Annotated in this window: 10 protein-coding genes; 3 read left to right on the top strand and 7 right to left on the bottom strand. The window is 72.4% G+C overall.

The features are described 5' to 3' along the window. Positions 1 to 118 precede the first annotated feature (118 nt). Positions 119 to 1,426: a DUF4192 domain-containing protein gene (locus E6R18_RS04185; RefSeq protein WP_136315467.1), complete on the bottom strand. Its 1,308-nt coding sequence runs from the start codon at positions 1,424 to 1,426 to the stop codon at positions 119 to 121. A 110-nt stretch (positions 1,427 to 1,536) separates the two neighbouring features. Between E6R18_RS04185 and E6R18_RS04180 the strand changes: the two genes are divergently transcribed. Further along, positions 1,537 to 3,708, top strand: coding sequence for a RecQ family ATP-dependent DNA helicase (locus E6R18_RS04180; protein ID WP_136315466.1), 2,172 nt, complete (start codon positions 1,537 to 1,539; stop codon positions 3,706 to 3,708). Positions 3,709 to 3,926: 218 nt separating this feature from the next. Continuing rightward, on the top strand, positions 3,927 to 4,556 hold the full coding sequence (locus tag E6R18_RS04175) for a hypothetical protein (protein WP_136315465.1): 630 nt from the start codon (positions 3,927 to 3,929) through the stop codon (positions 4,554 to 4,556). A 90-nt stretch (positions 4,557 to 4,646) separates the two neighbouring features. On the opposite strand, the gene E6R18_RS04170 is transcribed toward E6R18_RS04175, so the two are convergent. The 3 genes from E6R18_RS04170 to E6R18_RS04160 all read right to left on the bottom strand — a co-directional run bounded on the left by E6R18_RS04170 (position 4,647) and on the right by E6R18_RS04160 (position 6,778). Further along, the gene (locus E6R18_RS04170; protein ID WP_136315464.1) at positions 4,647 to 5,264 is read right to left on the bottom strand and encodes a hypothetical protein; all 618 of its coding nucleotides are present in this window, start codon (positions 5,262 to 5,264) and stop codon (positions 4,647 to 4,649) included. Between the two features lie 60 nt (positions 5,265 to 5,324). After that, complete coding sequence (locus E6R18_RS04165) at positions 5,325 to 6,035, bottom strand: ribonuclease HII (protein ID WP_136315463.1); 711 nt, start codon at positions 6,033 to 6,035, stop codon at positions 5,325 to 5,327. Between the two features lie 116 nt (positions 6,036 to 6,151). Further along, positions 6,152 to 6,778 carry a TetR/AcrR family transcriptional regulator gene (locus tag E6R18_RS04160; RefSeq protein WP_136315462.1) on the bottom strand — a complete coding sequence of 209 codons (627 nt, stop codon included), beginning with the start codon at positions 6,776 to 6,778 and terminating at the stop codon, positions 6,152 to 6,154. Positions 6,779 to 7,017: 239 nt separating this feature from the next. Here E6R18_RS04160 and E6R18_RS04155 point away from each other — a divergent pair, with 239 nt between their 5' ends. Then, positions 7,018 to 8,565 (top strand): MFS transporter, encoded by a 1,548-nt coding sequence (locus E6R18_RS04155; RefSeq protein ID WP_136315461.1) that lies wholly within the window; start codon positions 7,018 to 7,020, stop codon positions 8,563 to 8,565. Positions 8,566 to 8,712: 147 nt separating this feature from the next. On the opposite strand, the gene E6R18_RS04150 is transcribed toward E6R18_RS04155, so the two are convergent. The 3 genes from E6R18_RS04150 to E6R18_RS04140 form a co-directional block, all read right to left on the bottom strand. Beyond that, positions 8,713 to 10,599 (bottom strand): DUF4153 domain-containing protein, encoded by a 1,887-nt coding sequence (locus tag E6R18_RS04150; protein ID WP_240799583.1) that lies wholly within the window; start codon positions 10,597 to 10,599, stop codon positions 8,713 to 8,715. 191 nt (positions 10,600 to 10,790) lie between these two features. Continuing rightward, entirely contained in the window at positions 10,791 to 11,687 is an 897-nt protein-coding gene (locus E6R18_RS04145) for an ADP-ribosylglycohydrolase family protein (RefSeq protein ID WP_136315460.1), read from the bottom strand. A gap of 10 nt (positions 11,688 to 11,697) precedes the next feature. Beyond that, positions 11,698 to 12,357 carry a histidine phosphatase family protein gene (locus tag E6R18_RS04140; RefSeq protein WP_136315459.1) on the bottom strand — a complete coding sequence of 220 codons (660 nt, stop codon included), beginning with the start codon at positions 12,355 to 12,357 and terminating at the stop codon, positions 11,698 to 11,700. Between the last annotated feature and the right edge of the window lie 59 nt (positions 12,358 to 12,416).

Raw genomic sequence — 12,416 nt, 5'->3', positions numbered from 1 at the left:
GATAAACACTCCCTTCCCCGGGTCTCTTCACGAGCTCGCGGAACCCGCACCGAGGGCTCCGGAGCGCGAGTGCGGTCCTCCCTGGCGTGCGGCGCCGGGGGCCGGCGCCGCACACGGATCAACGACGGGTCCCGGTGCCTCGGCGGCCCTGGAGACCGGGGCGGCCCGCCCGGCGGCGGCCCGCCGTCGTGCCCGGGCCCGGCCGGGTGGAACCGGCGCGCGTGCGGGCGCGCCCGGCCGGCCGCAGGCGTACGGGACGGGCCCCCGCGACCCGTTCCGTACGCCGGCTGTGCCGGGCCGCCCGGGCGCCGCGCTCACCGCGCAGGCAGCGCCGCAGCGTCTCGGGGTCGAGGCCCTGGTTGCACGCCTCGTGGAGGAGCTGGGCGAAGGTGTAGCCCGGATCGAGGCGGAGGGCGAGCCCCAGCGCCACGCGCGCGGCAGGTTCGTCACCGGTGGACCAGGAAACCCATCCCGCCAGGGTGAGCGGGGCCGCGGCGTGTTCCTCGTACGGTGCGACGCAGCGGCGGGCCAGTGCCCGCCACAGCCTCAACGCGGGGTCCGCCTCGGGTCCTTCCATCCACTCCGCGGCCCGGTCGCGGGTCTCCCGGTCCTGGAGTCCGAGGATCACCGATGCGGCCTCCTCGTCGCTGATCAGCCGGTCGTCGTTGATGTCCGCCAGCGAGGGCGCGGTGGCGGCCGCCCGACCGAGGCGGTCCATGAGCCGGCGGGCGAGCTCCAGCGTGGCACTGCCGACCTCCTTGCGGCCCTCCTGATCGAGCAGCTTGGGCACCATCGCGCTCCCCGCCGCGTCCAGGGCACTCTGCTGGCCCTCGCCGGCCGTGCGGGTGAGCGGTGTGAGCCTCGCCTCCATCTCGCGCAGCGACCCGCGCACCTGGATCCCGGCGTAGGTGGCCGCCGCCGCCATCACCGAAGTCCCGGGCATGGCCAGCGGGTTGCCCTCGGCCGGGCAGCAGCGGGCGTCGGGGCAGACGTAGGACCAGTAGCGGTTGCCGGAGATGCAGAGCGCTTCGAGCACGGGCACGTCCAGTGCGCCGCAGGCCGTACGCAGTCGCTGCGCGAACGGTCGCAGCCGTTCCATCGTCTGGTTGCCTGTCTCTCCGTCGGCCGGGTCCTGGCAGAGGAAGATGACGATGGCGTCGGGCCGCTCGCCGCGCCGTTCGCTCCCCTTGACGAGGCATTCGGCGAGCTGCTCGGCCACCGACGGCCATTCCTGCGCGGACTGCGGGATGCCGAGCCTGAGGCGCCCTCCGAACCGGCCGCGGCCACCGTGCAGGGCGACCATGACCACGCTGTCGTTCGGATGGAAGCCCATGAGGTACGGGAGGGCGTCGGCCAGCTCGGCCGGGCCTCGCAGGGTGATCTGCTGTTCGTCGGACGGGCCGGTGGATTCGTGGTGCTTGTTCATGGCACGACCGTCTCGCGGTCCGCCGATCTTCGCTACCCCCTGTGGATAACTTATCCACAGTGTGTGACTAGGCGTTCGCGGTTGTCGGACCCATCGGGTTGCATGGGGGCATGACCAACGCAGACCGCGCAGAACTCAGGGCTTCGGCCGATTCCGTACTGGCCCGACTCGTCGGCGACGCCTCCGGCACCGCCCGGCTGCGCGAGGACCAGTGGCGGGCCATCGAAGCGCTCGTCGCGGACAAGCGCAGGGCGCTGGTCGTCCAGCGGACCGGATGGGGCAAGTCCGCCGTGTATTTCGTCGCGACCTCCCTGCTGCGCGCCCGGGGCGCCGGGCCGACCGTCATCGTCTCGCCGCTGCTGGCGCTGATGCGCAACCAGGTCTCGGCGGCGGCCAGGGCCGGCATCAGCGCGCGCACGATCAACTCGTCCAATACGGAGGAGTGGGACACCATCCAGGCCGAAGTGGCCGCCGGTGAGGTCGATGTGCTGCTGGTCAGCCCGGAGCGGCTGAACAATCCCGACTTCCGGGACCAGGTGCTGCCCCGGCTCGCCGCGGCGACCGGGCTGCTCGTCGTCGACGAGGCGCACTGCATCTCCGACTGGGGTCACGACTTCCGCCCCGACTACCGGCGGCTGCGCACCATGCTCGCCGACCTCCCCGCCGGTGTGCCGGTGCTCGCGACCACCGCCACGGCGAATGCGCGCGTGACCGCCGACGTGGCGGAGCAGCTGGGCACCGGCGTCGGTACGGACGCGCTCGTCCTGCGGGGCCCGCTTGACCGCGAGAGCCTGAGCCTCGGTGTACTGCGGCTGCCCAACGCCGCGCACCGGCTGGCGTGGCTCGGTGACCATCTCAAGGAGCTTCCGGGCTCGGGGATCATCTACACACTGACGGTCGCGGCGGCGGAAGAGGTCACGGCCTACCTCCGTCAGTGCGGGCACACCGTCGCCTCGTACACCGGCCGCACGGAGAACGCCGAACGGCAGCAGGCGGAGGACGACCTGCTGGCCAACCGGGTCAAGGCGCTGGTGGCGACCTCCGCGCTCGGCATGGGCTTCGACAAACCCGACCTCGGCTTCGTCGTGCACCTGGGCTCGCCCTCCTCCCCCATCGCCTACTACCAGCAGGTGGGCCGCGCGGGCCGCGGTGTCGAGCACGCCGAGGTGCTGCTTCTGCCGGGCAAGGAGGACGAGGCGATCTGGCAGTACTTCGCGTCGGTCGCCTTCCCGCCCCAGGAGCAGGTCCGGCGCACCATCGACGTGCTCGCCCAGGCCGGCCGGCCGCTGTCGTTGCCCGCCCTGGAGCCCCTGGTCGACCTGCGGCGCACCCGGCTGGAGACCATGCTCAAGGTGCTCGACGTCGACGGGGCGGTCCGGCGGGTGAAGGGCGGCTGGACCGCGACGGGTGAGCCCTGGGTCTACGACGCCGAGCGCTACGCCTGGGTGGCCCGCCAACGGGCGGCGGAGCAGCAGGCGATGCGCGACTACGCGACGACGGACGGCTGCCGGATGGAGTTCCTGCGCCGTCAGCTGGACGACGAGGAGGCGTCCGCGTGCGGGCGCTGCGACAACTGTGCCGGGGCGCGGTTCGACGAGAGCGTCTCCGACGCCGCGCTGGACACCGCGAAGGGTGAGCTGGGCAGGCCGGGTGTGGAGGTGGAGCCGCGGAAGATGTGGCCGACCGGTCTGGCGTCGGTCGGTGTCGATCTCAAGGGGCGGATTCCGGCGGGAGAGCTCTCCGGGACGGGCCGGGCGCTGGGCCGGCTCTCCGACATCGGGTGGGGCAACAGGCTGCGTCCGATGCTGGCGGCGCAGGCCCCCGACGGTCCGGTGCCGGAGGATGCGGCCGCCGCGGTGGTGACCGTGCTGGCCGACTGGGCCCGGGGGCCCGGTGGCTGGGCCCCGGACGCCGTCGATGCGGTGCCGCGGCCGGTCGGTGTCGTCACCATGGCCTCACAGCGCAGACCGCAGCTCGTCGAATCCCTCGGCAGGCACATCGCCGAGGTGGGGCGGATGCCGCTGCTGGGGCGCGTCGGCCTTGCTCCGGGCGCCGAGGACGTCCGGATCTCGCAGACCAACAGTGCTCAGCGGGTACGGGCGCTGCACGAGAGGCTGGCCGTGGGGCCCGAGCTCGCCGAGGCCCTCGCGTCGGCAGACGGGCCGGTGCTGCTCGTGGACGATCTGTCGGACACGGGCTGGACGCTCGCCGTGGCGGCCAGGCTGTTGCGGCGGGCCGGGGCGCAAGCGGTGTTTCCGCTGGTCCTCGCCGTTCAGGCGTGACAGAAGGCGTCAGCCGGGGCCGGACTGGGCAGGGATATCCGTGTCATTCCAGCTGATTACCGTCAGCCTCGCCAATTGCTCGTTGCCGCCTGCCGATACGCCAGGAAGAATTGGACTCGCTCCCCGCACGGTCCTCTCGCGGGCCCGAAAGGGCTGTGCCGCGGCGCGCCCTCACCCGACCCTGCCCGCATCGTGGGCGCGTATGCGAAGGGAGGACCGTGACCTTCGGATTCGCTCCGTCCGCAGCCACTTCGATGTCGACAGCCACCGACTCCGCCAACCGCCTTGCCAGAATGCTCGAACCGGCCGAGTGGGCGGCGGCGGGCATACCCCTGCTGCGCAGCCCGCGTGAGGTGGTCAGCGGGCTGCACGCCCGGCACCGGCCGACCCCGGCCACCGCCGTGGTGGCCGTGCTGGACCACGAGGAACGCCTGACGGCCAGCGCCTCGTTCGCCCGCCGCTCGGTGAGCGCGGACGGCTGGGAATTCCGGAACTCGCTGCTGGCGCACCTGCGCCGGGTGATCCCGCACGACCTTCGCCGCCGTACGCCCGTCCGTACCGCGGTGCTGCTCTACTGCCGTGAGGGGGACGAACGTTGGACGGAGGAGGACGGGGCTTGGATGTGGGGGCTGCGCGATGCCTGCACGCTGCACGGGTTGCGGTGCGGCGCGTACATCACGCTCACCCGCGGCGGCTGGCAGGTGCTGGGCGAGGGCCGGGGCGGCCGTCGCCCCAACTCCACCTCGCAGCCCGCCGCGCTCGCCGACACCGCGCTCGACCTCGATCAGGTGCCGTCGCGCACGGGCGGAGGCGCGGCGCAGGCACTGCACCGCTCCGCCGCTCGCTGAGCACACCCCGGGCCCGGCCGCCCTCGCGGGCAGCCGGGTCGCCAGGGGGCCGGGCGGCCGGCCCCCTGGCGACCCGGCTGGAGCTACGGCTCAGACGCCTGCGCCGAGCGCGGTGTTGATCCGCTGCGGGTCACCGCAGACGATCAGCAGCACGCCGGCACGCTCGCGGGCCGTGGTCAGCGCGCGCGTGGCCACGTCGTCGACCGGCCCGTTGACCGCGACGATCACCACGGGCCGGGGCTTGACCCGCGCCGCGGCGGCCGCAGCGGCGAAGAAGACGTCGTCGCCCGCTTCGTGCTGGGCCCAGTAGGCGGCCTCGCCGAAGGACAGCTCGTGCGTCGCCCACGGGTGCTGGCCGCCCGTGGTCAGCACCAGGATGTCGCCGGGCGCACGGCCCGAGTCGAGCAGCAGGTCCACTGCCTCGTCGGCGGCGTCGAGTGCGCCGTCGGCCGATGCCGGGATCACCTGGAGCTGCGGTGCGGAACGATTCTCCGGCCGCGCCGCCTGGGGACGGCCGGAGGTGGAGTGCTGGCGCTGCGCCGGGGGCGCAGGCCGCGGGCCGGGACCCGGACGACCGGGGCGCGGCATGGCCGCTGTACGCGGCCCGGGTACGGGACGAGGGGTCGACGCGGCGCGGCCGGTGGCCGGAGTGGCGCGGGGACCCTGGGCGCTCTCGTGAATCTGAGGCTCCTCGGGGATGAGAGGCATGGGTGGTTGTCTATCAAACGCCGACGCGTCGGGCATCGGCGGGTGGGCACATGTGCGCGATCAGAAGTCGAAGCCGAGCTGGCCCCCGCTTTCCAGTGCGGCCGCCTCGGCGGAGAAACGGACCTTCTTCAGGTGCTGCCACCTGGGCAGCGCGTCGAGATAGGACCACGAGAGACGGTGGTGGGCGGTGGGCCCACGTTCCTCGAGTGCGGCCCTGTGCACGGGGGACGGGTAACCGGCGTTGGCGTCGAACGCGAAGTCCGCGTACTCGGCGGTCTCCGCGCCGAGTTCGGCCATCATGGCGTCCCGGCGGACCTTCGCGATCACCGAGGCCGCCGCCACCGCGATGCAGGACTGGTCGCCCTTGATCACGGTACGGACCTGCCAGGGGGTGCCCAGGTAGTCGTGCTTGCCGTCCAGGATCACCGCGTCGGGGCGTACCGGCAGCGCCTCCAGGGCGCGCACGGCGGCGAGCCGGAGCGCGGCGGTCATCCCGAGCTCGTCGATCTCCTGCGGCGAGGCGTCGCCGAGCCCGTAGGCGGTGACCCAGCTCTCCAGCAGCGGCGCGAGCTCCGCGCGGCGCTTCGGGCTGATCAGCTTGGAGTCGGTGAGTCCGGCGGGAGCCTTGCGAAGACCGGTGACCGCGGCGCACACGGTGACGGGCCCCGCCCACGCTCCGCGTCCGACCTCGTCGACACCGGCGACGATCTTGGCACCGGTGGTGGCGCGCAGTGAGCGCTCGACGGTGTGCGTGGGTGGTTCGTACGGCATGGCGTCTGTCAGCGTACGCCGAAGGGAACGCCGGGAACACCCCGGGGGCGCCCCTCGGCCGCCCGCACCGGCGCCGTGACGCCGGGCGGGCCGCCGCAGAAGGGGAGGCGGCGCCCTCAGGAGGGGTCGGAGCGGAAGAACGGGACCGCGACCTGGTCGATCAGCGCCTCGATCTCCTGGTCGTCCCACTCGCTGCCGCACACCTTGGTGCGGTACATCATCATCGCCGGGATGACGTCGAAGGCCAGCTCCCGCAGGGCGCCGGCGCGCACCTCGCCGCGTTCGACCCCCCGGCTCACCACTTCCCTGATGAGATCGGTCGAGGGCCGGATCACACCGTTGAGGATCACCGACTGGAAGCGCTCCGCCGCACCCCCGTCGCATTCGTGAATGACCGAGCGCAGGGCGGAGCCGGACGTGGAGAGCATCGCGTCGCGCATGGCACGGCACAGCTGGTAGAGATCGTCGCGGACGTTGCCCGAGTCGGGCGCCCGGCCCAGCGCCGGCAGCGCGGTGCGCAGCGCCTCGGCGACCAGCTCCTCCTTGGAGGACCAGCGGCGGTAGATGGCGGCCTTGCCCGTCTGCGCACCGGCGGCGACCCCTTCCATCGTCAGCCCGTTCCAGCCGACCGTACTGAGTGCTTCCAGTGCCGCTTCGAGGATCGCGCGTTCCAGCACGGACCCCCGGCGGCGAAGGGGCACCACCGGCTGCCGGGCGGCGGCAGCCGATCGCGAAGTAGCCATGAGCTTCTCTCCATCGAACAGGTGGGGTTCGCCCCTGCGAACCTGCCGGTGGTTGGGAGTCGGCAGGTACTGGGGCGGTGGGCGGCACGGGACAGAGCAGTTCCCGGCCGGGACGGCGGTTCCGGGCGGAACCGGCAACGACGGATCCAGTGAACGCTTGCGTTCACTGGAGGGGACTCACTAATGTCGACGGCACAGTGAACGGAACCGTTCACTAATTCACTTGTGGGGGACTTCCAGTGACCACCTCTCAGTTAGACGCACCGAGTGCGCCGGGAGCGGCGCGCCGGCAGGGCCGACCGGGGATCGCCCTGGCCGTCATCGCCGCCTGCCAGTTGATGGTTGTGCTCGACTCCACAATCGTCAACATCGCCCTCCCGCACATCCAGGAAGCCCTGCGTTTTTCGACCACGGATCTGTCCTGGGTCCTCAGCGCCTACACGCTCACCTTCGGCGGGCTGCTGCTGCTCGGCGGCCGGGCCGGAGACGTCCTCGGCCGGCGCCGCGTGTTCATGGCCGGCATCCTGATCTTCACCCTCGCCTCGCTGTTGGGCGGATTCGCCCAGGAGCCCTGGCAGTTGCTCACCGCCCGCGCGCTCCAGGGCATCGGCGGCGCCATCGCCTCACCGACCTCCCTCGCGCTGATCACCACCACCTTCCCCGAAGGCCCCGAGCGCAACCGCGCCTTCGGCGTCTTCGCCGCGGTGTCCGCGGGCGGTGGCGCGATCGGCCTGCTGGCGGGCGGGATGCTCACCGAATGGCTCGACTGGCGCTGGGTCTTCTTCGTCAACGTGCCGATCGGTGTGCTGATCGCCGTCCTGGCTCCGATGTACATCAACGAGTCCGAGAGGCATCCGGGCCGCTTCGACATATCCGGCGCCCTGACCTCGACGCTCGGCATGGCCTCGCTGGTGTACGGGTTCATCCGGGCGTCCGAGGAGGGCTGGCGGGACTCGCTCACCCTGGCGTCGTTCGGTGCCGCGCTGGTTCTGCTCGCCGCCTTCGTGCTCGTGGAGATGAAGGCCAAGGAGCCGATCACCCCCCTGCGGATGTTCGCCGACCGCAACCGCTCGGGGACGTACGTGATCATGCTCAGCCTGGCCGCGGCCATGTTCGGCATGTTCTTCTTCATCGTGCTGTTCGTGCAGAACGTCCTGGCCTACAGCCCCATCGAGTCCGGCCTGGCCTTCCTGCCCGTGACCGTCGCGATCATCATGGGAGCCGGGCTCTCGCAGCGGTTCCTCCCGGTCCTCGGGCCGAAGCCGTTCATGGTCACGGGTTCGGCGCTCGCCGGCCTCGGCGTGTTCTGGCTCACGTTCATCTCCTCCGACAGCTCCTACCCGGCCGGAGTCCTCGGCCCGATGCTCGTGTTCGGCTTCGGCATGGGGCTGAACTTCGTGACACTCACGCTGACCGCGGTCTCCGGAGTGGCGCAGCACGAGGCGGGTGCCGCCTCCAGCCTGCTCAACGCGAGCCAGCAGGTGGGCGGTTCGCTGGGTCTGTCCATCCTGGTCACGGTGTTCGGCACGGCCGGCCGCAGCGAGGCCGAGAAGCAGGTGCCGAAGTTCCTGGCGCAGGCATCTGCGGAGCAGAAGGCGCAGTTCGCCAAGACACGGGAACTGCCCGGGAGCTGGGGTCACGCGGTGCTCGCCGAGGGCATATCCACCGCGTTCCTCGCGGCGGTGGCCATGGCCGGCCTCGCCCTGCTGACCGCGCTGCTGGTCATCCGGGTGCGCAAGAGCGACCTGGACGCGCTGAGCGGCAAGGCCGGGGGGCCGGCGGCCTAGAGCCTGTTGTCTTCAAACTCCTCTCTGCCTCACGACGCCTGGCACGCGCGGTCGCGATGCCGGTTGCGGGCCGCCCCCGAGGGGACGGCCCGCACGTGCGGCGTGCCCGCACGGGAGGCCGGTGACGCGAGGTGCCTATGGAATGGATCAGTACGGGTCGTAGGGGTCGTACGGGTCGTCCGTCCCGGTGTCGCGCTCGTCGCCGTTGTCGCCCGATCCCAGGCCCCGGCACTCGAGTGTGCGGTAGCCGGGGTCCCAGTCGCCGAGGATGTCCCGGGCGCGCTTCTCCCCCCAGCTCGTCGCGTACCAGGGCTCGTCCGAGCCCCGCAGTCCCCGCTGGATGTCCGCCAGCGCACAGGAGCGCAAGGGTTCCGGCAGGGTGTCGAGGGCGGGTACGGCATCGGCCGACAGCCCCTTGAGGTACTCGATGTCGATGGAGTGGTCATTGCGGTAGCGCTGGACGTTCTGTTCGGCGATCAGGCCGTCGGGCGAGACGAGCCCGAAGGCCAGTACGCCGACGGCCGCGCTCGCCGCGACGGCGCGCGGCAGCAGCCGTGGGCCGAACACCCCGGCCGCCATGATCAGTACGAGGATCACGCCGAACCACAGTTCCACCGCGGCCACCGAGATGCGCAGCCGGGTCAGGCCGTACGCGTCGACGTAGAGGTCCATGCGCCGCAGCGCGGAGGCCACCACGACGAGTGTGAGCAGGCACAGCGTGCCGAGCACGCCGCGTACGAGCGTACGGTCGCGGGCGCCGCCGCGAGGGGCCCAGCGCAGGGCGAGCGCGATGACCCCGAGCGTGAGCACCGTGGCCCAGAGCAGCTGCCAGAAGCCCTGGCGGGCGTACTCGGAGTAGCTGAGGTCGGTCTCGGTCATCACCTTGTCGTATCCGCCGAGCAGCACCGTGAGCTGAATGGCGAGGAAGACGGCGAAGAGCAGGTTCAGGACGACCAGCGGCAGGGCCCATTCCAGCCGCCCGCGCGCCTTGCCCGGGCGTACGGTCGCCCTGTCCCAGCGGACCGGGGCCGCGGCGGTGTACGCGGCGGCGAGGGCGCCGACCAGGCCGATCACGCCCAGGAAGATCCGCCACGGGCTGTCGCCGACCGACACATCGGGGGTCAGGCTGCCGAGCAGGTCGGCGAAGGCCGCGTCGGCGCTCGCGAAGAGCGCCCCGAACACGACGAGCAGGACGACGGCCACGGCCGCGGACCGGAAGACGACGCCGAACCGGCCCCGGGACCCCGACATGCGCTCGCGCACACCCCGGGCGCCCCAGCCCAGCGACTCGAAGACGGAGGTGAACACACCGAGCGAGCCGAGGAACACGCCGAGCCAGCTGCGGCTGCCGTGCAGCGCCAGCGAGCCGAGCGCCAGAGCGGACACGAGAGCGAGGAACGTCGGCCAGCCCGCGTCCCGGAGCGCCGGGACGACCAGCAGGGCCAGTCCACCGGTCCCCCACGCGACGCTCCACGGACGCAGCCGGCGACCGGCCGCCCGGGCGGCGATGTACGCCCCGGCCGCCGCGGGCAGCGCGACGATGAGCACGTTCAGGCCGATGCCGTCGCCCAGCAGGACCGTGCTGAGCAGTGCGGTGGCGAGGACCGCCCAGAGGGTGCCGGTGTGGACGGGTCCGGGCTTCACCGAGCGGAGGCGGGAGACCGCCGAGGGCGGGGGCTTGCCCCACGGGTTGGTCCGAGTGAGCTGTCCCGGCCGCTGCTGCGCATAGGCAGGCACCTTCGGCGGCTCCGGGGCGCCGCCCTGTCCCGTGCCGTGTTCGGCGGAGCCCGCCGGTGTCACGGCGGGCGCGGGTATCCGCCCCTCGGCCTGCTCGGCCTGCTCGGCCTGCTCGGCCTGCTCGGCCTGCTCGGCCTGCTCGGCCCCTGGCTCGGATGTGTCGGACGCCCCGGACGCCTGCGCGGGTGTCCCGGCTTCGGACGGTGCCGGCCCGGACGCGGCCGGCCCGGGCCGGGGCGCTGCGGACGCGGCCGGCGCGGACTTGGGCCGAGATGAATCTGACGGTTCTTCGGACATGGGACCCCTCCCCACCGGGGTCCGCTCACACGAGCCCTGGGGCGGCGCACGGCCCCCGGCGTCTCATTCGGTGCGCACCCGTCGTCATGATCACCGAGGGCGGCGTGGCCGAAAGAGTAACCCCGTGCGACGGCTGTCAGCCGTACAGGGCTCTGCTGTGGCAGGACCGTGACAAGTCGGGGTGGCGGCGGCTACCGCGCCGACCAGTGCGGCAGTTCTTCGGTCTGCGCCGTCCAGTGCTCCGGCGGGGCTCCCGCAGGGCTCGCCGCGACCACTCCACCGACGATCGCGCAGGTCGTGTCGACGTCGCCGCCGGCCTGTGCGGTCACCCAGAATGCCTGCTCGAAGTCGCCGAGGCTGCGTGCCGCCGACCACAGGGCGAACGGGACGGTGTCGTGCGCGCTGGTGCGGCGCCCGTTGCCGAGAACCGCCGCCACGGTGCCCGCGTCCTCGTAGTCCAGCATGTCGCGGGCGCGCCGCAGCCCGGCGCCGACCGCGCTGCGCGGGACGAGCGCGACGACGCCGTCCAGCAGGTCCGCCGGGGCGGGGGGCCCGGTGGGCGAGGCCGCGAGCGCGGCCGCCGCCGCCACGGCCATCGCGCCCACGACGGCTTCCCGGTGCTGGTGCGTGGTGTACGAGGAGATCTCGGCCTGGTGCGTGGCCTGCTCGGGGTCGTCCGCGTACCAGGCGCCGAGCGGCGCGATGCGCATCGACGAGCCGTTGCCCCACGAGCCCTGGCCCTTGAACAGCGAGGAGGCGAGCTCCCGCCAGTCCCCGCCCTCGCGCACGAGGCGGAGCAGCCGGTTCACGGCGGGGCCGTATCCCCGGTCGAAATCGTGGTGCTCGGCGAACGAGTGGGCCAGGGCGTCCTGGTCGATACGGCCGTGGTCGCGGAGCACGGCCAGGACGGAACAGGCCATTTCCGTGTCGTCGGTCCACTGCCACGGCCCGGGGGGCAGGGCCCGGTCCTTCAGGAGCGGGTAGTTGGCGGGCACGAAGAACTGGGAGCCCAGGGCGTCTCCCACGGACAGGCCGCGCAGGCTGGCGAGGGCGCGTTCGAGGCGCTGGTCGGAAGCGGATTCGGTCATCCCTTCCACTCTATCCGGTGATGCCGTACGGCTCAGGGGTACGCCAGCGCTCGAAGGGCCGGTCGAGCGTGTACCGCCCGTCCTTGCCGAGTACCAGCGTCCGCGATTCCCCGTTCCCGGGGTTGGAAAGCGATTCGAATTCGGCCACGGACCAGTGGAACCAGCGCATGCAGAACAGCCGCATGGTGAGTCCGTGCGTGACGAGCAGGACGTTCGGCGGGTGGTCGGGATCCTCGAAGCTGCGGTGCAGGCTCTCCAGGAAGGCGCCGACCCGGTCGTACACGTCCGCCCCGGACTCGCCCTGCGCGAAGCGGTAGAAGAAGTGCCCGTAGGCGTCCCGGTATGCCTTCTGGAGCCTGACGTCGTCGTGGTCCTGCCAGTTCCCCCAGTCCTGCTCGCGCAGCCGGGGCTCCTCGCGGACCCGTACACGCCGGGCGTCCAGGCCGAGGGAGGCGAAGGTCTCGTGGGTGCGCCGGTAGGGGGAGACGTACACGCTGACCCGCTCCGGGCCGAAGAGCTCGCGCAGCCGCTCCCCCGTCTCGCGGGCCTGGCGCAGCCCTGTGGGGGTGAGTCTCAGCGCGTGGTCGGGCTCGCGCTCGTACACGGTGTCGTCGGCGTTGCCCTCGGACTCCCCGTGCCGGACAAGGACGATGCGTTGCGGTCGTGCCATGCATCGACCCTAGATCGAGTTGCCGCCGTTCGAGCAGTTGTCCGGAAATCGTCGGTGCA

Source organism: Streptomyces sp. A1277 (assembly GCF_004795015.1).
Classification (GTDB): Bacteria; Actinomycetota; Actinomycetes; order Streptomycetales; family Streptomycetaceae; genus Streptomyces.
Note: the sequence above shows the minus strand (reverse complement) of the source record. Positions and strands in the feature narration are given on the sequence as shown.